Source organism: Microbaculum marinum, from assembly GCF_037855135.1.
Taxonomy (GTDB): Bacteria; Pseudomonadota; Alphaproteobacteria; order Rhizobiales; family Tepidamorphaceae; genus Microbaculum; species Microbaculum marinum.
Map to the genome: position 1 here is coordinate 341931 of NZ_JAZHOF010000005.1, position 19824 is coordinate 361754.

The following is a 19824-nucleotide window of genomic DNA, read 5'->3' on the forward strand; positions in this document are numbered from 1 at the left end:
CCAGATTCGACAAAGTGAGCCGGGCTCCTTTGAGACCAATTTTGTTGGTAGCGACATGAACCCAACGAAGTTACTCGACGATACCGTCTCTACAATCGGCCGCTATGCCCCCGCGATCCTTGTTCACGCGCTGCTCTTTGCCCTGATTAGCGCGTGGGTTTTGCGACCGGACGTCCTGCCGAGCGGAGAAACGGCCTGGAGCTCTTTGACGAACATCATCGATTCCTCACTGAAAGCAATCGGCCTTAACGTCGAACGATGGTACGTGCTCGTTTTCCTTGGAATAGGATACCTGACCGTATTCCAGTGGGCGATGAATCTCGTATCCTCGCTTCCGCTTTTCGGCGTGGTGCACCGCGTCCGTTACGACGACTTTGTGATCAGCCATGCCGCCGTAGTGTTGCGACTACCGCCCAATCTGAATGAAATCGGCGTGGTGCTGGGCAATCTGATTGACGATACGATAAAAGAAGCTGCCGAATCCGGCGGGAACAACCCGTACCAACATCTGATAGATCGCTCCAGTACGCTGCATCGGTACTATGGAGCACTTCTGATCGCACTCGCGGCCGCGCTGGCCTGGGCGCTGGAGGGCGGAAGCCTGTCCAAGTCCCCGGATCGCGTGTGGCAACTCGTGCTCCTGCTCACGGCAATTTGCTTCGTTCTTAGATGGAAGATGGCCCGGGACTTCGTGGACAATCGAAATCAGCTTGCCTTCTGGGCCCTGCGCTCGTTCGAACGGCGGGAAGTCACTCGACCCCCAGACCCGCTGGAGCGGTCACGTTCCCGAGCTGTCCTCCAACAAATTGCATTGCAGAAAGCCTTTCGGCGGCATCCGATAAACATCGTTCAGGCCGCAATTCGGAGAATTCCTTTCGAACCCGCAATGCGCAGTGTTTCGGAAACATTTCGACAGAGGTTGAAGTATCCCCGCCTGATGACGGGCACCGACTGGGAGATATTTGCCTCGGCGGCTCTGAAGCAGTCGGACGAAACAAACACGCCGCCACGGGCCCTTTCGGTGGAAGCGTTCGAGGAACGTTTGTTCGCCTTGTTGGAGTGCACCGGGGCCGGCCTGTGTATCCTTGCGCCCCGATCACTCGCCCTCGCGCCGTCGGTGGACGGCGGCGGCTCATCCTACGACTTTGCATTAAGGCGCCACGGGGGATATCTGCTCCGGATCGCGTTGACTGATGGCGATAGTCTCGACGGAAACCGAATCTCGGTGGCAAACCACGAGGACAGTCGCGCCTTCATAAGATGCCTGGGTGATCAACCCATCGAGCGGCTCGCACAGGGGGACTTTCCCAACAGCGAAAACTTCTCGTTTGATCTGTTGCCGCCGTACGAAAACAACGATGTATTTGATCCTCAGGCGCAGCCGGACAGGGACAATGATCTGACGCGCTATTTTGAGAATTCGGCGCCACTGCGTATTGGATCGAGCTATCTGGCTGGCTTCAAAACCAGAAATGGGACTCACGTCGCCATCGGTTTCCAATGCTTCCGAATCGCGGAAAGCGAAAAGCTGCTGGTAGCCTGGCGAATTCTGAAAATCTGGAAGCCTGACGAAAATCCCTCCCAGATTCTTCCATGGTGGCAGCCGAGTGCCTGGCGCGAGATGTGGCGTCCACCGCAAAACAACCGACATTTGTGATATTCGCTCAGTGATCTGCCCGGTAGACAACGACTTGACCCTCAGAGGAGGTTTCGGACGGGGGCCAGCCAGCGGTTTCGCGGCGAACGGGCGTTGCCTGACGCAGGCGGGATCTCCGTTGTCCCGGCCTCGTCGACGCCAAGGCATGATCGTCAGACCGGCGAAAGCCGGCCGTCCGCCACCTCGAGGCACTGCGCGTCGGCGGCGATGTCGGTGAACAGGGCGCGGTCGGTGCCGGTCATCCAGGCCTGGGCGCCGAGCGCCAGGATCTCGGCAAACAGGGCGGAGCGGCGCATGTCGTCGAGATGGGCGGCAATCTCGTCCAGCAGCAGCAGCGGCGCAACGCCCCCGGAGGCGTCCGCGACCAGGCGGGCATGGGCCAGTATCAGGGCGATCAGCAGACCCTTCTGCTCGCCTGTGGAGGCGAGAGCCGCGGGCACGCCGCGGCCGCGGTGGATGACCGACAGGTCGCTGCGGTGCGGGCCGGAGAGTGTCCTGCCGGCTGCCGCGTCACGGGCCCGCCCGAGACCGAGCTCCTCGCGGTAGGCCTCCTCGACCTCGAGCGAAGGACGCTGGTCGCCGGCGCCCGTCTCGAACGCGCCCTCGATCGCGATTTCGGGATCTGGAAAGACCCCGCCCGCCCGCTGCCGGAGCGCCTCGGTCAACCGCCGCACGGCGCCGGCGCGCGCCGTGGACACGGCGACGCCGAGTTCGGCCATGGCATGTTCGACGCTGCCGAGCCAGCGGTCGTTGCCCCTGAAGTCCTCCAGCAGACGGTTGCGCTGCCGCATCGCCTTCTCGAAGTCGGCGACACGGCTCGCGTGACCGGGATCGAGCGTCAGGACGAGGCGATCGAGGAAGCGGCGGCGGTCGGAGGCCGGGCCGGTGAACAGCCCGTCCATGGCCGGCGTCAGCCAGAGCGCCCGGACGATCTCGCCCAGCACGCTGACGGAGGGCGCCGGCTCGTGGTTCACGCGGACCACGCGACCGCTGTCGCCACGCCGGAAGCCGGTGCCGATGTCGATCGCACCGACGTCCGGCCCGCCGGCCCGCCGGTCGACGCCGGCGGCGACCGCGAACGCGCCCGCACCCAGCCGGATGACGCTGTCGAGCTGGGCGGCCCGCAGGCCGCGGCCGGGCGTCAGGTAGGAGACCGCCTCGAGCAGGTTGGTCTTCCCGGCGCCGTTCGCCCCGGTCAGCACCACCGGCCGCGGATCGAGGTCGAGCCGCAGGCCCGCGTAGTTGCGGAAGTCGGTCAGCGTCAGGCGCGAGATCGAGACGCGGCCGCCGCCGCGCTCGCCGTTCTCAGCAAGGGAAAATCCGGAATTCGGCAGGGCAGGCACCCTCCCCGCTACCCTATCCTGCGCCCGGGCCTCAGGCCGAGCGCGTTCGGCACTCGGAACCCACCGCGCTTCGACCCGTGCTCGCCCGTGGCGCCTAGACCCGCATCGGCATCAGCACGTAGAGGGAGGCGCGGTCGCCATCGTCGCAGATCAGCGTCGGCGAGCCCGGGTCGGCGAGCTCGAAACGGGCCTCGCCCGTCTCCAGCTGCCCGATGATGTCGAGCAGATAACGGGCATTGAAGCCGATCTCCAGCGCGTCGGCCGAATAGCCGACGGGGATCTCCTCGGTGGCGCTGCCGGAATCGGGATTGTTGACCGTCAGCACCAGGTTGTCGTCGCTCATGGCCAGCTTGACGGCACGGCCGCGCTCGCTGGAGACGGTGGAGACGAGATCGACGGCGCGTCCGAAGGACTCCCGGTCGACCGTCATGATCTTCTCGTTGCCCGTCGGGATGACGCGGCCGTAGTCCGGGAAGGTTCCGTCGATGAGCTTGGAGGTCAGCACGACCTGTCCGATGGTGAAGCGGATCTTGTTGGTCGACAGCTCGACGCCGACGGCCTCCTCGGGATCTTCCAGCAGGCGCTGCAGCTCCTGCACCGCCTTGCGCGGCACGATGATGCCGGGCATGCCCGAGGCGCCGTCGGGACCGTCGATCTCGACGCGGGCGAGGCGGTGACCGTCGGTGGCCACGGCGCGCAGCATCGGCCCGGCGTCGGCGTCGACGGCGTGCAGGTAGATTCCGTTCAGGTAGTAGCGCGTCTCCTCCTGGGAGATCGCGAACTGGGTTTTGTCGATCAGCCGCTTCAGGCCGACGGCCGGCACCATGAAGCGGTGGGTGAACTCGCCTGCGGTGATGTCGGGAAAATCCGATTCCGGCAGGGTCTGCAGCGAAAAGCGGGCATGGCCGGCCGACAGCACTATGGTGCCCGAATCGGGTCCCGATTCGAGCTGCACCTGCGCGCCGTCCGGCAGCTTGCGGACGATGTCGTAGATGACGTGGGCCGGCACCGTGGTGGCGCCGGGCTGGGAGACGTCGGCGGAGACGGTCTCGACGACCTCGATGTCCAGATCCGTCGCCTTGAGCTGCAAGGTCGTGCCGTCGACCCGGACCAGCACGTTGGAAAGGATCGGAATTGTGTTTCGCCGCTCGACCACACGATGCACGTGTCCGAGCGACTTCAGAAACGCGGCGCGTTCGAGCGTGACTCGCATGGCGAGGAATCCTGTCGTCTCACCGGCCGGACGCGAAGCCCGCCGGACCCTGATGTCCCACCCCTTTGCAAAGAGGCCCCACCCAACGGGAAAGGACGGAGAACTTGCCTACAAAGCCGCCGCTTTGCAAGTGCGGGACAGCCACCCGGCTGGCGGGCCGGCGGGAGCCTGTCGCCGCACCTGTCGACAGGGTGTGGATGGCCGGTGGAAAGACGGTGGACGCGCGGTGGATGGAGGAGGCCTCAGGCCTCCCCGTCCTCGATCCGGCGCCGCAGCGCCTCGATGTCACGGGCAAGTCCCTTGTCGTTGCCGATCAGCCCCTCGATCTTGCGCACCGCGTGCAGCACCGTGGTGTGATCGCGGTTGCCGAAGCGGCGACCGATTTCCGGCAGCGAGCGCGGCGTCAGCACCTTGGCCAGATACATGGCGATCTGCCGGGGCACGACGATGGCCCGCGTGCGGCGGCTCGACACGAGGTCGGAGCGGCTGACCTGATAGTGGCCGGCGACCACCCGCTGGATGTCCTCAATGCGGATCTGCGGGCGCTCCTGCGCGGCGACGAGGTCGCGGATCACGCGCTCGGCGAGGTCCACCGTGATCGGCATCCCGGCATAGCAGCAGTACGCCGCCAGCCGGTTCAGCGCGCCTTCCAGCTCGCGGCCCGAGGAGGAGACGTGCCGGGCCACGTAGTCGAGCACTTCCGCCGGCAGTTCGATCTTCTGGCCGCGGTCGGCCAGCGCCTTGACGCGCGCCTCGAGGATCTGCCGGCGCAGCGCCAGCTCCTGGTTGCCGATGCCGGCTACCAGTCCGCCGGCGAGGCGCGAGCGGGTGCGCTCGTCGAACCCGTCCAGTTCGGTGGGCGGGCGATCGGCGACGATGACGACCTGCCGGCAGCCCTCGATCATCGCGCTCATGGTGTGCCCGAACTCGCGGTGAGTGGCCTTGCCCTGCAGGAACTGCAGGTCGTCGATGAGCAGCAGGTCGATCGAGCGCAGCGCTTCCTTGAAGCCGATCGCCGAGTCGCTGCGCAACGCGGCGACGAAGCGGAACACGAACTGGTCGGCGGACATGTACAGGATGCGCCGCTGGGGATTGGCCGCCGCCGCCTCCCAGGCGATCGCGTGGAGCAGGTGGGTCTTGCCGCGCCCGACGCCGCCGTGGATGAACAGCGGATTGAACATCGTCCCCTCGGAACCGGCGCGCGCCATGGCCAGCGCCGTATCGTGGGCGATCTTGTTGGATGCGCCGACCGCAAACGAGCTGAAGCGGTAGCGCGGATCGAGCGGCGCGCTGTCGAGCGGCCCGCCCTGCGCGGACTGCGGCTTCCCGGCAGCCTTTGCCGCGCCGGCTTCCGCGCCGGTGATTTCCTTCGGGCGCCGGACGACCGCGGCGGCCTGGGACTGGGATTTCTCCGCCGCCTGCGCCGTCTCCACGCCGCGCACCCGGATATCGATGCGCTCGACACCGACGTTCTCGGCGCGCCACAGCGCAAGGATCCGCGTTCCGTAGTTTGTCCGCAGCCACATCCTGAGGAACGGCGTCGGAACCGACAGCACGGCGGTCATGCCGGAAACCTCGACGAACGCAAGGCCCTTGAACCAGCTCCGGTAGATGTCCTCCCCGAACTCCGCCCGCATGCGCTTGAAGATCCGCCCCCAGGCATCGCTGTGGTCACCGCTACCCGCGCGCACGGCTTTTCTCCTGTCGCCCCGTTGGTCGTCGCGATCGTCCCGCCCGTCGAGCGCCGCCGGCCGGCCGCCACCGTCGCAGCCCGCGGATGCCCCCCCGCCCGGCATTTCGACACGGTCGATCGCCTCATCGTCGATCAGTCTCGGCGCGCCGCTCTGTCCCAGTTCCATTTCCCATCCTTTCTTCTGCGTGGCCCGGGGTCCCATCCCGATACCTCCGGTCATCAGCTCTGCACCCAGGGCAGACCGGCCGCCTTCCAGCCGGCGACGGTGCCGCGATGGCGGGCCTCGTCGGCCGGCCCCTCGAAACCGTCGGAGACGTTGACGCAATTGCTGTAACCCGCCGCGGCCATCGCCGCCGCCGCCGCAGCGCTCCTTCCGCCGGACCGGCAGAGGAAAAAGATCGCCGTATCCTCGCCCGCGCCACGTTCGTCCAGCAGCCGCTTCAGCTCGCCGACGAACTGCCCGTTGACCTGCATACCCGGATACTGCTGCCATTCCAGCAGCACCGGCTCCCGGGCGACCGGCGACAGATCCGGAACGCCGACAAATGTCCACTCCGCACGGCTGCGCACATCCACGAGAACTGCCTCAGAGTCCTTCTCCAGTTCCGGCCAGACGTCACTCGACGGGAGATCCGCCCTGTAGCCACCAGCGGGCATCGACACACACCTCTTCTGATCGCCGGAGACGCTTGATGTCATCGGCTCTGTACGAATGGAATTTGTTTGCTGACTCGAACCCGCCCGACGCCGGGATGCTCGATACTAGACTGAATTAATTATCGACGTAGAGGATGCTGAACACTTGTATTCCAAGGGTCGAACACTTCCCGTGCAACATCGCAATACTTCCCCGATGCTCGTTAAACAAGCATTCATTCGTTGCCTAGAATATTGAGTGATCGACGGCCCCCGCCGATGACTTGAAGATACACATCGGCCTCTGGGGAGGCAACCGCCGGAGTTTAAGATTCCGTCAAAAAACCGACGTCTGAATGTGACCGGCTTAATACCCTTCCGGGCAACCGACTGAGGAGTCAGGCAAAACCCAAATGCCATGACGCATGATCCGGAGCACCGAATTCCGCTCCGAGTCATACCTCCGCTCCGGGACCATCGGTGCGCCGGGGGCGGGGAATCCCCGGGGCCGACCCGTCTTGTCGCCAAGTCATTGACTTAGCAGCCAAAAAGTTGCGCACCGAGGTTCCCGGACCGGGACCTGTGAGCCCCCTCCCGCTAAACCGTTGATTCAACGATTTTCTTCGGAACGAGGCCCGCAACGACAAAGGCCCGGCGCTTGGCCGGGCCTTCAGGATGTCCGCGAGGATGGCGTCGGCTCAGGCCGGCATCGCCTTTACGCGTGCCGCCAGCCGGGAGACCTTCCTGGATGCCGTGTTGGAATGCAGGACGCCCTTCTGCGCGGCCCGCATCAACTCCGGCTGCGCGGCCTTGAGCGCCTCGCTCGCCACCGTCCGGTCGCCGGCGGCGATCGCTTCCTCGACCTTGCGCACGAAACCGCGAATGCGGCTCCTGCGCGCCTTCTTCACAGCCGTCCGCCGCGCAATCTTGCGCGCCGCCTTCTTGGCCGACGGGGTATTCGCCATGTACGCTCTCCGAAACTGGGCCGGTTCGTCGGAAACACCCTCGGGGACCTACCCGCCAAACCGGGTTCGCCCGAGGACAAGACCGGACCTGTGCCCGAAATACCAAAAGCGGCGGTATTGGTCCCCGCCGCGTTCCGGCGCTGTATAAACGGTTCGCCTTCCCGTCGTCAACTGTCAGATCGGGCGATCAGCAGGTGGTCGCCAGTGTCGTTGCGCGGGAAAGTGCCGTTGCGGAGGACGACGTGCGCTGCCGGCGCGGGGTGCCGCCTTATCGGTTCTGGAAGTTGGCGCTGCGCTTGTCGATGAAGGCCTGCATGCCTTCGGACTGGTCCTCGGTCCCGAAAGCGGAGTGAAACAGCCGCCGCTCGAAGAGGATTCCCTCCGCCATCGTCGTCTCGTATGCGCGGTTGACCGCTTCCTTCGTCATCATCACCGCCGGCAGCGACATGTCGGCAATCTTGTCCGCCGCCTCGAAGGCTGTGCCGAGCAGTTCGTCGGCAGGCACCACCCGGCTGACCAGGCCGGAGCGCTCCGCCTCGTCGGCATCCATCATCCGGCCGGTCAGGCACATGTCCATCGCCTTCGACTTGCCGACGAACCGTGTCAGGCGCTGCGTGCCGCCGCCGCCAGGCATGACGCCGAGATTGATCTCCGGCTGGCCGAACTTGGCGGTATCGGCGGCGATGATGAAATCGCACATCATGGCGAGTTCGCAGCCGCCGCCGAGGGCGTAGCCGGCGACCGCCGCGATGATCGGCTTGCGGGTGCGGGGGATGCGGTCCCACTCGCCGAGCAGGTTCTCGACGTAGGCCGTCACCGAGTCGTAGGGCTGCATCTCCTTGATGTCGGCTCCGGCGGCAAACGCCTTCTCGCTGCCGGTGATGATCATGCAGCGCAGGTCGGGATCCGCCTCGTACTTGTCGAGAGCATCGCTCAGTTCGGCGATCAGCTGCCGGTTCAGCGCGTTGAGGGCCTTCGGCCGGTTCAGCGTGACGAGGATTACCGCGCCGCGAGTCTCCGTCTTGATGGTTTCGTAGGCCATGTACTCTCCCCTGAGGTCCCGAACTGTGAATCGCGCCGCGTGAAGCGCTACAGGAGCCCGCGATCGCCTGCAACCGGGCGGCGCGGGCCAATGTCCGCGCCGGCCTATCGCTGGCAGGCGGGACAGTAGAATGTCGACCGGCCGGACTGGACGATCCGCGCCACGATGCCGGTGCATCCCGGCGTCGGACAGGGCTCGCCCTCCCGGTCGTAGACGCGGAAGCGGTGCTGGAAATAACCGAGCGACCCGTCGGTCTGGCGATGGTCGCGCAGCGAGGACCCGCCCGCCTCGATCGCCTCGGCGATCACCGCCCGGATCGCCTCCGTCAGCCGTTCGGCCCGGAGCCCCGGCGCCCCGCGCTTGCGGGTGATCGATCCGGCCTCCCGGCGCGGCGACAGGCCGGCGCGGTGCAGCGCCTCGCACGCATATATATTTCCGAGGCCGGCGATGATGCGCTGGTCGAGCAGGGCCGCCTTCAGCGGCATGAAGCGCCCGCGCAGCGCCTGGTCGAGATACGCCGCGTCCAGCCGGTTGCCGACCGGCTCGACCCCGAGGCCCTTGAACAACGGGTGATCGTCGAGCTCGTTTCGCGGCACCAGCGTCATGAAACCGAACCGGCGCGGATCGTTGTAGGTGATCGTCTTGTCGCCGGACATGGTAAAGACGACGTGGTCGTGAGCGGCGGCCTTCGATCGGTCGTGGTGGAAGACGCCCGGCATCTCCGGATCGCCCGCGCCTTCGATCCGGAACGACCCGGACATGCCGAGATGCATCACCAGCACGGTGCCGTCGTCGAGATCGGCAAGCAGGTACTTCGCCCGCCGGCCGAGGCCGGTCACGTCGCGGCCCTTCAGCCGCTCCTCGAAGCGGTCCGGAAACGGAAAGCGCAGGTCCGGCCGCCGCGCCACTGCGTCAACGAACCGCGCCCCGCTCATCGCCGGCTCGAGGCCACGGCGCACGGTCTCGACCTCCGGAAGCTCGGGCATTGCGGGCGCTCTGTCGGTTCCTGCTGCGAATTTCGCCGGCAACGGGCCGGTAACCGGTCCGCCATTCGGCGGCGCGGCGACGATAGCGCGCGAGGAGGCTCTGCGCTATGGTCCCCGCCATGATCGACAACGGTTCAGACAGCGCGCCCGAGACCGCGCCCGAAAGCGGTATGTCCCGGGACACGCATTTCGGCTTCCAGACGGTCCCGGATTCGGAAAAGCAGGGCCGCGTGGACGCCGTGTTCGACCGGGTGGCGCGGCGCTACGACCTGATGAACGACCTGATGTCGGGCGGCCTGCACCGGATCTGGAAGGACGCGATGATCGCCTGGCTCAGCCCGCCGAGAACCGGGGCGGGCTGGTCGGTGCTGGACGTCGCCGGTGGCACCGGCGACATCGCCTTTCGGATTGCCGAGGCCGCTCCCGCCTCGGAGGTCACCGTGCTCGACATCAACCCGAACATGCTGGATGTGGGGCAGGCGCGGGCCCGCAAGCGCGGCCTTGCCGACCGGCTGACATTCGTGGAAGGCAATGCCGAGGACACCGGCCTGCCGGATGGCGCGTTCGACGCCTACACGATCGCCTTCGGCATCCGCAACGTCACGCACATAGATGCGGCGCTGGAGGAGGCCTACCGGGTGCTGAAGCCCGGCGGCCGTTTCATGTGCCTGGAGTTCAGCCAGGTCGAGATGCCGTTGCTCGACAGGATCTACGACCTGTATTCGTTCAATGCCATTCCCGCGATGGGCCGGATCGTCGCCGGCGACGCGGAGTCATACCGTTACCTCGTGGAATCGATCCGCCGCTTCCCCGACCGTGAGACCTTTGCGGACATGATCCGCGACGCGGGATTCTCGCGGGTACAGTGGCGGGCGCTGTCGGGCGGCATCGCCGTGCTGCATTCCGGCTGGCGGACATAGGGCGACGAAGGTGTTCCAGTCTATCGCGCATCTGGGCCGGCTCGGCCGCGCCGGCTGGGCGCTGACCCGCGAAGGCGCATTCGAGCTCATCGACCCGACCGACCTGCCGGGGCCGCCGGCGACGGCCGTCCGCTTCGGCCGGCTGCTCGGCCGCATCGTCGGCCGCCACACGCCCAAGGACGCCCGTCTGGCCGCGGCCTTCGCGCGGCTCGGCCCGAGCTGGATCAAGCTCGGCCAGTTCCTCGCGACGCGCCGCGACGTGGTCGGCGACGAGATCGCCCGGGACCTGTCGCAACTCCAGGACCGGCTGCCGCCGTTTGCGGACGCGACGGCGCGCAAGGCGGTCGAGGCGGCGCTCGGCCGGCCCGCCCAGGACCTCTTCGAGGAGTTCGGCCCGCCCGTCGCCGCCGCCTCGATCGCCCAGGTCCACAAGGCGCGCGCCGACGGACGCGATCTTGCCGTCAAGATTCTCCGCCCGGGTGTCGACCGGCGTTTCCAGCGCGACCTGCAGACCTTCTTCTTCGCGGCGCAGACGCTGGAGCGGCTCGACCCGCAGACCCGCCGGCTGCGGCCGGTCGATACGGTCCAGACGCTCGCCCGCTCGGTCTCCATCGAGATGGACCTCAGGATGGAGGCCGCCGCGATCTCCGAGATCGCCGAGAACACCGCCGAGGATCCGGGCTTCCGGGTGCCGAAGGTGGACTGGAACCGCAGCGCCAAGCGTGTCCTCACCCTGGAATGGATCGACGGTATCCCGATCGCCGACCGCGACGCACTGGAGGCGGCGGGCCACGACCTACGGCGGCTCGGCGCGCTGGTCATCCAGTCGTTCCTGCGGCACGCGCTGCGCGACGGATTCTTCCATGCCGACATGCACCAGGGAAACCTGTTCATCGACGATGCCGGCAACCTCGTCGCCGTCGACTTCGGCATCATGGGTCGGCTCGGAACGCGGGAGCGGCGCTATCTCGCAGAGATCCTGTGGGGCTTCATCCGCCGCGACTATCGCCGCACGGCCGAGGTCCATTTCGAGGCGGGCTACGTGCCGGCCCATCATGCGGTGGAGGATTTCGCACAGGCGCTGCGCGCCATCGGCGAGCCGTTGCGCGACAAGACCGCCAAGGACATCTCGATGGGCAGGCTGCTGACACAGCTGCTCGAGGTCACCGAGCTGTTCGACATGAAGACCCGGCCGGAACTGCTGCTGCTCCAGAAGACCATGGTGGTGGTGGAAGGGGTCGGCCGCAATCTCGACCCCGAGCTCGACATGTGGAAGACGGCCGAGCCGGTCGTCGGCGAATGGATCAAGCGCAATCTGGGGCCGCAGGGCGCCGTCGCCTCGGCTGCCGAGGGCGCCGCCGGTCTCGGCCGGCTGATGTTCGCCGCGCCCGACCTGCTGATGCGCGGCGAGCGGATCGCCGCGGGCCTCGCGGAGATGGCGAGCAGCGGCTTCCATCTCGACCGCGAAAGCGTCGAGGCGATCGCCCGCGAGGAAGCGCGCAAGACCCGCTCGGGCCGGGTCGCGCTGTGGATCGGCGCACTGTCGCTGGCGGCGATCGCGGTGGCCGTGTGGTGGTAGCGCGATGGTGCGACGCAGCGGGCATCTGTAGTATGGCGGGCGCATGCAAAGTCACTGCGAGCCCATGAAGCGCGTCCTGCTCATCGTCGGCGGCGGCATCGCCGCCTACAAGTGCCTGGAACTGGTCCGCCGCGGCCGCGACCGGGGGATCGCCATGCGCTGCGTGATGACAGAGGCGGCGACCAGGTTCGTGACGCCGCTGTCGTTTGCGAGCCTGACCGGAGAGGCCGTGCACACCGATTTGTTCGCGCTCGACGAGGACACCGAGATCGACCACATCCGCCTGTCGCGGGAAGCCGACCTGGTCGTCGTGGCTCCGGCGACGGCCGACCTGCTGGCCAAGCTTGCCGGCGGCATCGCCGACAGTCTCGCCGGCGCAGTGCTGCTGGCGACCGACAAGCCCGTGCTGGTGGCGCCGGCGATGAACCCGCGCATGTGGTCGCATCCGGCGACCCGCCGCAACGTCGCACGGCTGAAGGACGACGGGGTCGCCTTCGTCGGCCCGAATGCCGGAGAAATGGCCGAACGCAACGAGGCAGGCGAAGGCCGCATGGCCGAACCGCACGAGATCCTCGATGCAATCGAGACGCTGCTCGGCGCGTCCCCGCAGAAATCGCTCGCCGGCAAGCGCGTCATCGTCACCTCCGGACCGACGCATGAGCCGATCGATCCGGTGCGCTACCTCGCCAACCGCTCTTCCGGCAAGCAGGGCCACGCGATCGCCGCCGCCGCGGCGGCCGCCGGCGCCGACGTGACGCTCGTTTCGGGTCCGGTCTCGATCGCCGATCCCGCCGGCGTGCGCACCGTGCATGTGGAGACGGCGCAGCAGATGCTGGCAGCCGTCGAGGAGGCGCTGCCCGTCGACATCGCCGTCTGCGCGGCGGCCGTCGCCGACTGGCGCCCGGACAGCGAGGGCGGCCAGAAGATGAAGAAGGACGGCAGCGGTGCCGCGCCCGACCTCCGTCTGGTCGAGAATCCCGACATCCTGCTCAGCCTGTCGCGCCACCACACGCTGCGTCCGCGACTGGTCGTCGGTTTCGCAGCCGAAACGGAGAACGTCATCGAACACGCCCGGGCCAAGCTCGAACGCAAGGGCTGCGACCTGATCGTCGCCAACGACGTGTCGCAGGCGACCGGCATCATGGGCGGCGACCGCAATACCGTGCATCTGGTCGCGGCCGGCAGCGTCGAGGACTGGGCGGAAATGGGCAAGGCCGACGTGGCGACACGCCTAGTGGATCGCGTAGCCGAGATGCTGGTGGCGAAGTGATGGAGTCCCGCGGAATGCCGGTCACGGTTCGCATCCTGCGGCTGCCGCACGGTGCCGGGCTGCCGCTGCCGGCCTACGAGTCCGAAGGCGCCGCCGGGCTCGACCTGCGCGCGGCGATCGATCAGCCGCAGACACTTCCCGCAGGCGACCGCGCGCTGGTGCCGACCGGCCTGGCCTTCGAACTGCCCGGAGGATACGAGGGCCAGGTCCGGCCCCGCTCCGGGCTCGCGGCGAAGCACGGCGTCACCGTGCTGAATACGCCGGGCACGATCGACAGCGACTATCGCGGCGAGGTCAAGGTGATCCTCGTCAATCTCGGTGCCGAGCCCTTCATCGTCGAGCCCGGATCGCGAATCGCCCAACTGGTCGTCGCTCCGGTGACCCGTGCGACACTCGTCGAGGCGGAGGAACTCACCCGCAGCGATCGCGGCGCCGGCGGCTTCGGCTCGACGGGCCGGTAGGGCTCCCGCCGACGCGCGTCACGCGGAATCATTTTCCCTCCCGACCGGCGGCAGTTATGGGTCGGGAAAGCGAATTCCAATCCTGCCGCCCGGCCTGGATTCCTGTTCCGGTTACGGCCTACAAGAGAAACCTGACGGCCTCGCTGCAAGGCAGCGGCCGCACTATGTTCAGGACTCCCCGAAAGGCGCGGGGCAGCAACGCCGACAAACCGAACGGAGTGAGGACAATGAGCCAAGCCACAGCACGCCAGCAGTCCGCCGAGCCGCAGCCCGGCCGCGGCCGCATCTACGATTCCATCACCGACACGATCGGCGACACCCCGCTGGTGCGCATGGACAGGCTTGCGAAGGCGCACGGGGTCAAGGCCAACCTGCTGGCCAAGCTCGAGTTCTTCAATCCGATCTCGAGCGTCAAGGACCGCATCGGCGTGTCGATGATCGACGCCATGGAAGCCGACGGAAAGATCGACAAGGATACCGTGCTGATCGAGCCGACCTCCGGCAATACCGGCATTGCGCTCGCCTTCGTGGCCGCCGCCCGCGGCTACAAGCTGATCCTCGTCATGCCCGAGACGATGTCGATCGAGCGGCGCAAGATGTTCGCCCTGCTCGGCGCGCAGCTCGAACTGACCGAAGGCCCGAAGGGGATGAAGGGCGCCATCGCCCGCGCCGAGGAACTCAACAGGGAGATCCCGAACTCGATCATTCCGCAGCAGTTCCAGAACCCGGCCAATCCGGCGATCCATCGCGCCACCACCGCCGAGGAAATCTGGAACGACACCAACGGCGACGTCGACGTCTTCGTCTCCGGCATCGGCACCGGCGGCACCATCACCGGCGTCGGCCAGGTGCTGAAGCCGCGCAAGCCGGACCTGCACATCGTCGCCGTGGAGCCGGAGGCGAGCCCGATCCTGTCCGGCGGTGAACCGGGTCCGCACAAGATCCAGGGCATCGGCGCCGGGTTCGTGCCGGACGTGCTCGACCGCTCGGTGATCGACGAGATCCAGACCGTCTCCAACGACGATGCCTTCGCCATGGCCCGCGAGGTCGCCCGCACCGAGGGCATCCCGGTCGGGATCTCGTCCGGCGCGGCGGTCAAGGCGGCGCTGAATGTCGCCAGCCGCCCGGAAATGGGAGGCAAGAACATCGTCATCATCATCCCCTCGTTTGCCGAGCGGTACCTGTCAACGGCCCTGTTCGAGGGCTTGTAGGCCGGCGCCCGAGACAGGGGCAGCGGACGCACCGCGTCCGCAGGACGGAAGGCCGCGGCGATGTCGTCGCGGCCGGCCGGGAAGGTTGCGCGGGCGGTCCGTTCTCCACCCGTCGGTTCGGTCTCGGAAGAAATGGTTGACAAGGAAACCAAAACGACATAGTTTCCTTGTCAACTAACAAGGTGCCCCGATGCCGCCGCGACGCCGTGTCTCCGACCTCGACAACCATCTCGGCTACTGGCTGCGCATGGTGTCGAATGCGGTTTCTCATGCCTTCGCGGCCAGGCTGGCGAAAGACGGCGTCACCGTCGCCGAGTGGGTGTTCCTGCGCAAGCTCTACGACGTCGAGACGCGCGCGCCGACCCGTCTCGCCGGCGATTTGGGCATGACCAAGGGCGCGATCAGCAAGCTGGCCGACCGTCTGATCGGCAAGGGGCTTGTCGAGCGGACCGCCGATCCCGACGACGGCCGCGCCCATACGCTCGGCCTCACGCGCTCGGGGCGGGACAAGGTTCCGCGGCTCGCCGCCCTGGCCGACGAAACCGATGCGGCCTTCTTCGGCGACCTCGAGCCCAGCGATCGTGCGGCGCTCGACAGGATCCTGAGGACCCTCGTCGAGCGACGAGGACTGAACGACGTACCGACCGAATAGGTCGCACCGACCCATCTGCAAGCAAAGGAACGCGCCATGAACGCGCAACAGGACGCTATTGCCAGGGCCTGCCTTTCGGCGGCTCACGACGGCTCAATGTCGTTTCCCGAGGCGGTCGGCGCGCTGATCGCCGCGGGCTTCGAAGGATATGCCGTCGACTACCGGTGCGGCACGACGACCTACTACCTGCCCAACGGGGACAGCCTCGTGCTGGAGAGCGGCGGACACGGCGGCGCCGTTGCGGAGCGGTTCGACGACGACGGGGTCGCGGCCTGCGTGCGCGAGGCCCAGGCAAACGCGCCCGGCTACACCTACCCGCTGTTCTGCGAGAAGGTGAAGGCATCCGGATGCGCCGGCTACCTTGTCTCCTTTTCGGGCCGGAGGGTGGTGTACTACGGCCGCACGGCGGAAACCCACGTCGAGTTCTTCCCGTAGAGAGGCGGCCGGCCGGATCGGCGACGACGATCCCCCGAGTCCACCTGCCTTCTACCCCGGGACGGCACGTTCCGGACCCTTTTATTCAACCATATGGTTGACTGACCGGCTCTGGGCATGTACATTCAACCACATGGTTGAATTACAGACTGTCGAACTCAATGCTGTCTTTCACGCCCTCGGCGACGTCACGCGGCGTCAGATGCTGCGCGAACTCGCCGACGGCGAACGAACCGTGGGACAGCTGGCCGAACCCTACGAAATCTCGCTGGCGGCTGCCTCGAAACACATAAAGGTCCTGGAGACCGCCGGCCTGATCCGGCGCGAGGTGCGCGGCCGCACGCATGTCTGCCGCCTCGATCCCGGACCGCTCGCCAGTGCCCATCAGTGGCTCGTGTTCTACGAACGGTTCTGGACCGGCCGACTGGACGTTCTCGAACGGTTGCTCCGGGCTGAGGACACCGAAGACCCCACCGAAACCAATGGAGACGAAGAATGACCGACGTTGCCACCATCGACACCTACGGTGACACCTACGGCGAAGTGATCGAGCCCGCGACGCTGAAAATCCAGCGTCTTCTGCCTGGCCCGATCAAGCGCGTCTGGGCCTATCTCACCGAGAACGACCTACGCCGGAAGTGGCTGGCATCCGGTGAGATGGATCTGAGGCCCGGCGCGCCGTTCGAGCTCACCTGGCGCAACGACGAACTGGACGATTCCCCGACCCGGCGGCCGGAGGGCTTTCCCAAGGAGCACCGGATGCAGAGCGAGATCATCGAGGTGGATCCGCCGCATCGACTGGTGTTCTCGTGGATGGGAGGCGGCGAGGTGTCCATCGCCTTGGAGGAACAGGGCAACAAGGTGCTTCTCACCCTGATCCACCGGCGCATTTCCGACAGGACCAACATGCTGATGGTCGGCGCCGGCTGGCACATGCATCTCGACATCCTCGTCGCCAGGGTGAAGGGGAACGAGTCGGCTCCGTTCTGGGAGGGCTGGCTGCGGCTGAAGGACGACTACGACCGGCTGATTCCCGCCTGAAGACCGACGGGACAGTCAGGCTCCGCCCGGATCGCGATCACGATCTTCGGGCGGAGCGCCTGAGCGGCAACATCGCCAGGATGCCGACTGCCGGTCCGAGCGCCGTTGCCGCCAGCACCACCGGCCAGCCGAACAGGCCGGCTGCCAGCGGAGCAAGCTGGACCGTCACGGCGGTCAGCGCGAAGCCGAGCGCGGTCTGGAAGGCGAGTAGGCTGCCGACCGACTGCGGCGGCGCGTAGTCGGCCACCAGCGCCGAGAACTGCCCTGAATCGGGCGCTACCGAGATACCCCACACCAGAACCACCGCGAAGGTGATCCAGACCGGACCGCCGAAAGTCACCGCGGTGAGGACCGCGCACAGTCCGCTCACGGCCATTGCGGCGACGGCGACTTCCGCCTTGCCGATCCGATCGGCCACCGCCCCCGCGGCGATGCAGGTCACGGCGCCGACGGCTATGCCCAGGAAAGCCGTCAGCGCCGCCAGCCTGGCCGCCTGGTCCGGCGCCATGGCGCGAGAATAGGAGGCGAGCGTCGCGACCCCCGCCCAGGCCCACATCACGTAGAGTTCCCACATGTGGCCGAGATAGCCCAGATAGGCCGCCCGGATCCGACGGTCGGTCCAGGCGAGCCGGATTGCCCGCGGCTCGAACCGGAGCGAGCGGGCGTGATGCGGCCCGAGTCCGGCCGCCAGCACCGCAAAGCCGCCGAGACACGCGACCGCGGAGACCGCAGCCACCGTCGCGCGCCAATGCGGACCGCCGAGGAAGGCTGCGAGGAACGGAATCGAGTTGCCGAACACCAGTGCGCCGATGAAGAGCCCGACGATGAAGCCGCGGTCCTTCGTGCCCCAGCCCACCGCGATCTTCATGCCGACGGGATAGACGCCGGCCAGCAGCGCACCGGTCGCGACCCGCGCCAGTATTGCCGCGTCGCCGCCTGGCGGCAGCACGACCAGCGACAGGTTGAAGGCGCTTGCGAGTACCGCCGAGAGCGCCAGCACGCGGCGCGGATCGTAGCGGTCCGGAATGCCGGAGATCGAGAAGAACAGGGCTCCGACGACGAAACCGGCCTGCACACCGCTCGACAGCAACGCTTGCCGCACGGTCGGAATTGCCGCCTCGCGCATCATCTCGGGCAGCACGGCTGCCGATGTGAACCAGAGGCTCAGCCCCGCGAGTTCGGCAAACAGCAGGAAGAACAGCGAGGAGGCCTTGGATGCAGCCAATTATCTCTGTCCGGTCGATGTGCCTTGCCGCAGGCGCAGCCTGCGGCACCTATCCACGATTATTCCGTTCCCGACGCGAAGATACAGGTTTCGCAGGCTAAAGTGCTGTTCCACCGCGCCCTGTAGCCCCGCGCGAGCTTGGTTTTCCGGGATTTCCGCCGTATCCTTCCGGCGGGACAGGGGGTGAGGAGAGTACGCCATGGGCCGATCGCCTGGCACCCGCTCGTTCCCGCCGTCGCCGCCGCGACGATCGCCATGCCCGCCGTGGCCCTTGCGGGCGACCTCGCCCGCCTCGAAGTGCTCGGCTTCGGTTCCGAGGGAAAGTACGTCGCCTTCGAGGAATATGGCGTCCAGGACGGCTCGGGCTTTCCCTATTCGACCATCTACATCGTCGACACCGATACGGATTCCTGGCTCCCCGACACCCCGGTGCGGATCGTCGTCGAGGAGGAGAACATCGAAGCGGCTGTGCCGCTGTCCGGGATGACGCGGAGAAGATTGCTCCGGCAACAGGAGCGACAGTGCCCGCCTACTCCCCGAGACCCAGCACGTCGGCCATCGAGTAGAAGCCCGGCTTGCGGCCGCGCGCCCACAGTGCCGCCTTGACGGCGCCGCGCGAGAAGATGCCGCGGTCCTCGGCGCGGTGGGTCAGTTCGATGCGCTCGTGCGGACCGGCAAAGCAGACGGTGTGATCGCCGACGACGGTGCCGCCGCGCAGCGTCTGGAAGCCGATGTCGCCCCGTTTGCGTTCGCCGGTATGGCCGCGCCGCGTCCACACCGAGTGGTCGTTGATCTCGACGCCGCGGCCCTCGGCCGCCGCGCGGCCGAGCATGTGGGCGGTGCCGGACGGCGCGTCGACCTTGTTGCGGTGGTGCATCTCGACGATCTCGATGTCGTAGTCGGCATCGAGCGCGGCGGCGACCTTCCTGGTCAGCGCCGCCAGCAGGTTGACGCCGAGGCTCATGTTGCCGGACTGCACCACGACGGCGTGGCGGGCGGCGGCGACCAGCTTCTCGATGTCGTCGTCGCTGAGCCCGGTCGTGCCGATGACGTGGGCGATCCGCGCCTGGGCGGCGAGTTCGGCGAAGGCGACTGTCGCCGCGGGAACGGTGAAGTCGAGGACGCCGTCGGCGCGCGCGAATACCGGCAGCGCGTCATCGGTGACCTCGACGCCGAGCGGGCCGGCGCCGGCGAGTTCGCCCGCGTCGGCGCCGATCTCGGCCGCGCCCTCGCGCTCTATCGCGCCGACCAGCGTGGCGCCGTCCGTTTCGGCGACGGTACGGATCAGTTCGCGCCCCATGCGTCCGGCGGCGCCGACCACTATCAGCCGCATGTCGGTCATGACGTTCTCCCGGTTAGTGGCGCCGGCACGGCAGGGGCGGGACGCCTGCGTCCCGCTGCGGCCGGTCCGAGCGCAAATGTCGGGATCCGAAGCACCACAAGCAACATCCTGACTCTCGTGGAGCTTTTGGATCTGAGATTCGATACGGCGCTT

The 19824-nt window shown here is 67.2% G+C and carries 20 protein-coding genes; 11 read left to right on the top strand and 9 right to left on the bottom strand.

Annotated elements, in window-relative coordinates; genetic code table 11:
- Positions 1–55: 55 nt before the first annotated feature.
- Entirely contained in the window at positions 56–1657 is a 1602-nt protein-coding gene (locus V3328_RS14325; RefSeq protein ID WP_340330359.1) for a hypothetical protein, read from the top strand.
- A 152-nt stretch (positions 1658–1809) separates the two neighbouring features.
- Here V3328_RS14325 and recF read toward each other — a convergent pair whose 3' ends face one another.
- From recF to mutM, 7 genes are all read right to left on the bottom strand, one after another.
- The gene (gene recF / locus V3328_RS14330) at positions 1810–2991 is read right to left on the bottom strand and encodes a DNA replication/repair protein RecF (RefSeq protein WP_340330447.1); all 1182 of its coding nucleotides are present in this window, start codon (positions 2989–2991) and stop codon (positions 1810–1812) included.
- A 103-nt stretch (positions 2992–3094) separates the two neighbouring features.
- Entirely contained in the window at positions 3095–4213 is a 1119-nt protein-coding gene (gene dnaN, locus V3328_RS14335) for a DNA polymerase III subunit beta (protein ID WP_340330360.1), read from the bottom strand.
- A 242-nt stretch (positions 4214–4455) separates the two neighbouring features.
- The gene (dnaA, locus tag V3328_RS14340; protein ID WP_340330361.1) at positions 4456–6072 is read right to left on the bottom strand and encodes a chromosomal replication initiator protein DnaA; all 1617 of its coding nucleotides are present in this window, start codon (positions 6070–6072) and stop codon (positions 4456–4458) included.
- 53 nt (positions 6073–6125) lie between these two features.
- Positions 6126–6563, bottom strand: a complete 438-nt coding sequence (locus tag V3328_RS14345) for a rhodanese-like domain-containing protein (RefSeq protein WP_340330448.1) — start codon at positions 6561–6563, stop codon at positions 6126–6128.
- Positions 6564–7240: 677 nt separating this feature from the next.
- The gene (gene rpsT, locus V3328_RS14350; RefSeq protein WP_340330362.1) at positions 7241–7507 is read right to left on the bottom strand and encodes a 30S ribosomal protein S20; all 267 of its coding nucleotides are present in this window, start codon (positions 7505–7507) and stop codon (positions 7241–7243) included.
- Between the two features lie 268 nt (positions 7508–7775).
- Positions 7776–8549 carry an enoyl-CoA hydratase gene (locus tag V3328_RS14355; protein WP_340330363.1) on the bottom strand — a complete coding sequence of 258 codons (774 nt, stop codon included), beginning with the start codon at positions 8547–8549 and terminating at the stop codon, positions 7776–7778.
- 104 nt (positions 8550–8653) lie between these two features.
- A complete protein-coding gene (mutM, locus tag V3328_RS14360) occupies positions 8654–9535 on the bottom strand; it encodes a bifunctional DNA-formamidopyrimidine glycosylase/DNA-(apurinic or apyrimidinic site) lyase (RefSeq protein WP_340330364.1) in 882 nt (293 codons plus the stop codon).
- 170 nt (positions 9536–9705) lie between these two features.
- Between mutM and ubiE the strand changes: the two genes are divergently transcribed.
- The 9 genes from ubiE to V3328_RS14405 all read left to right on the top strand — a co-directional run bounded on the left by ubiE (position 9706) and on the right by V3328_RS14405 (position 17104).
- On the top strand, positions 9706–10455 hold the full coding sequence (gene ubiE / locus V3328_RS14365) for a bifunctional demethylmenaquinone methyltransferase/2-methoxy-6-polyprenyl-1,4-benzoquinol methylase UbiE (protein ID WP_340330449.1): 750 nt from the start codon (positions 9706–9708) through the stop codon (positions 10453–10455).
- Between the two features lie 10 nt (positions 10456–10465).
- Positions 10466–12034, top strand: a complete 1569-nt coding sequence (gene ubiB, locus V3328_RS14370; RefSeq protein ID WP_340330365.1) for a 2-polyprenylphenol 6-hydroxylase — start codon at positions 10466–10468, stop codon at positions 12032–12034.
- 64 nt (positions 12035–12098) lie between these two features.
- Positions 12099–13304 (top strand): bifunctional phosphopantothenoylcysteine decarboxylase/phosphopantothenate--cysteine ligase CoaBC, encoded by a 1206-nt coding sequence (coaBC, locus tag V3328_RS14375; RefSeq protein ID WP_340330366.1) that lies wholly within the window; start codon positions 12099–12101, stop codon positions 13302–13304.
- A 14-nt stretch (positions 13305–13318) separates the two neighbouring features.
- Complete coding sequence (dut, locus tag V3328_RS14380) at positions 13319–13765, top strand: dUTP diphosphatase (protein WP_340330367.1); 447 nt, start codon at positions 13319–13321, stop codon at positions 13763–13765.
- A gap of 227 nt (positions 13766–13992) precedes the next feature.
- The gene (gene cysK, locus V3328_RS14385) at positions 13993–14976 is read left to right on the top strand and encodes a cysteine synthase A (protein WP_340330368.1); all 984 of its coding nucleotides are present in this window, start codon (positions 13993–13995) and stop codon (positions 14974–14976) included.
- A gap of 190 nt (positions 14977–15166) precedes the next feature.
- Positions 15167–15628: a MarR family winged helix-turn-helix transcriptional regulator gene (locus V3328_RS14390; RefSeq protein WP_340330369.1), complete on the top strand. Its 462-nt coding sequence runs from the start codon at positions 15167–15169 to the stop codon at positions 15626–15628.
- A 36-nt stretch (positions 15629–15664) separates the two neighbouring features.
- Positions 15665–16063 carry a DUF1398 domain-containing protein gene (locus V3328_RS14395; protein WP_340330370.1) on the top strand — a complete coding sequence of 133 codons (399 nt, stop codon included), beginning with the start codon at positions 15665–15667 and terminating at the stop codon, positions 16061–16063.
- 133 nt (positions 16064–16196) lie between these two features.
- The gene (locus tag V3328_RS14400; protein ID WP_340330371.1) at positions 16197–16562 is read left to right on the top strand and encodes an ArsR/SmtB family transcription factor; all 366 of its coding nucleotides are present in this window, start codon (positions 16197–16199) and stop codon (positions 16560–16562) included.
- Positions 16559–17104 carry an SRPBCC family protein gene (locus V3328_RS14405; RefSeq protein ID WP_340330372.1) on the top strand — a complete coding sequence of 182 codons (546 nt, stop codon included), beginning with the start codon at positions 16559–16561 and terminating at the stop codon, positions 17102–17104. Before V3328_RS14400 ends, V3328_RS14405 begins: the two co-directional genes overlap by 4 nt.
- Before the next feature lie 37 nt (positions 17105–17141).
- Here the strand turns inward: V3328_RS14405 and V3328_RS14410 are convergent, their stop codons facing one another.
- Positions 17142–18329, bottom strand: a complete 1188-nt coding sequence (locus V3328_RS14410; protein WP_340330373.1) for an MFS transporter — start codon at positions 18327–18329, stop codon at positions 17142–17144.
- Between the two features lie 183 nt (positions 18330–18512).
- Here V3328_RS14410 and V3328_RS14415 point away from each other — a divergent pair, with 183 nt between their 5' ends.
- Positions 18513–18935, top strand: coding sequence for a DUF2259 domain-containing protein (locus V3328_RS14415; RefSeq protein ID WP_378758889.1), 423 nt, complete (start codon positions 18513–18515; stop codon positions 18933–18935).
- Here V3328_RS14415 and dapB read toward each other — a convergent pair.
- Complete coding sequence (gene dapB, locus V3328_RS14420; RefSeq protein WP_340330451.1) at positions 18859–19662, bottom strand: 4-hydroxy-tetrahydrodipicolinate reductase; 804 nt, start codon at positions 19660–19662, stop codon at positions 18859–18861. The genes V3328_RS14415 and dapB overlap by 77 nt on opposite strands.
- Between the last annotated feature and the right edge of the window lie 162 nt (positions 19663–19824).

Bases quoted from the DNA above. Each gene is read 5' to 3' on its own strand.
- V3328_RS14325 (WP_340330359.1), top strand. From the start codon at position 56: ATGAACCCAACGAAGTTACTCGACGATACCGTCTCTACAATCGGCCGC.
- dnaN (WP_340330360.1), bottom strand. From the start codon at position 4,213: ATGCGAGTCACGCTCGAACGCGCCGCGTTTCTGAAGTCGCTCGGACAC.
- dnaA (WP_340330361.1), bottom strand. From the start codon at position 6,072: ATGGAACTGGGACAGAGCGGCGCGCCGAGACTGATCGACGATGAGGCG.
- V3328_RS14345 (WP_340330448.1), bottom strand. From the start codon at position 6,563: ATGCCCGCTGGTGGCTACAGGGCGGATCTCCCGTCGAGTGACGTCTGG.
- rpsT (WP_340330362.1), bottom strand. From the start codon at position 7,507: ATGGCGAATACCCCGTCGGCCAAGAAGGCGGCGCGCAAGATTGCGCGG.
- V3328_RS14355 (WP_340330363.1), bottom strand. From the start codon at position 8,549: ATGGCCTACGAAACCATCAAGACGGAGACTCGCGGCGCGGTAATCCTC.
- mutM (WP_340330364.1), bottom strand. From the start codon at position 9,535: ATGCCCGAGCTTCCGGAGGTCGAGACCGTGCGCCGTGGCCTCGAGCCG.
- ubiE (WP_340330449.1), top strand. From the start codon at position 9,706: ATGTCCCGGGACACGCATTTCGGCTTCCAGACGGTCCCGGATTCGGAA.
- coaBC (WP_340330366.1), top strand. From the start codon at position 12,099: ATGAAGCGCGTCCTGCTCATCGTCGGCGGCGGCATCGCCGCCTACAAG.
- dut (WP_340330367.1), top strand. From the start codon at position 13,319: ATGCCGGTCACGGTTCGCATCCTGCGGCTGCCGCACGGTGCCGGGCTG.
- cysK (WP_340330368.1), top strand. From the start codon at position 13,993: ATGAGCCAAGCCACAGCACGCCAGCAGTCCGCCGAGCCGCAGCCCGGC.
- V3328_RS14390 (WP_340330369.1), top strand. From the start codon at position 15,167: ATGCCGCCGCGACGCCGTGTCTCCGACCTCGACAACCATCTCGGCTAC.
- V3328_RS14395 (WP_340330370.1), top strand. From the start codon at position 15,665: ATGAACGCGCAACAGGACGCTATTGCCAGGGCCTGCCTTTCGGCGGCT.
- V3328_RS14400 (WP_340330371.1), top strand. From the start codon at position 16,197: ATGGTTGAATTACAGACTGTCGAACTCAATGCTGTCTTTCACGCCCTC.
- V3328_RS14405 (WP_340330372.1), top strand. From the start codon at position 16,559: ATGACCGACGTTGCCACCATCGACACCTACGGTGACACCTACGGCGAA.
- dapB (WP_340330451.1), bottom strand. From the start codon at position 19,662: ATGCGGCTGATAGTGGTCGGCGCCGCCGGACGCATGGGGCGCGAACTG.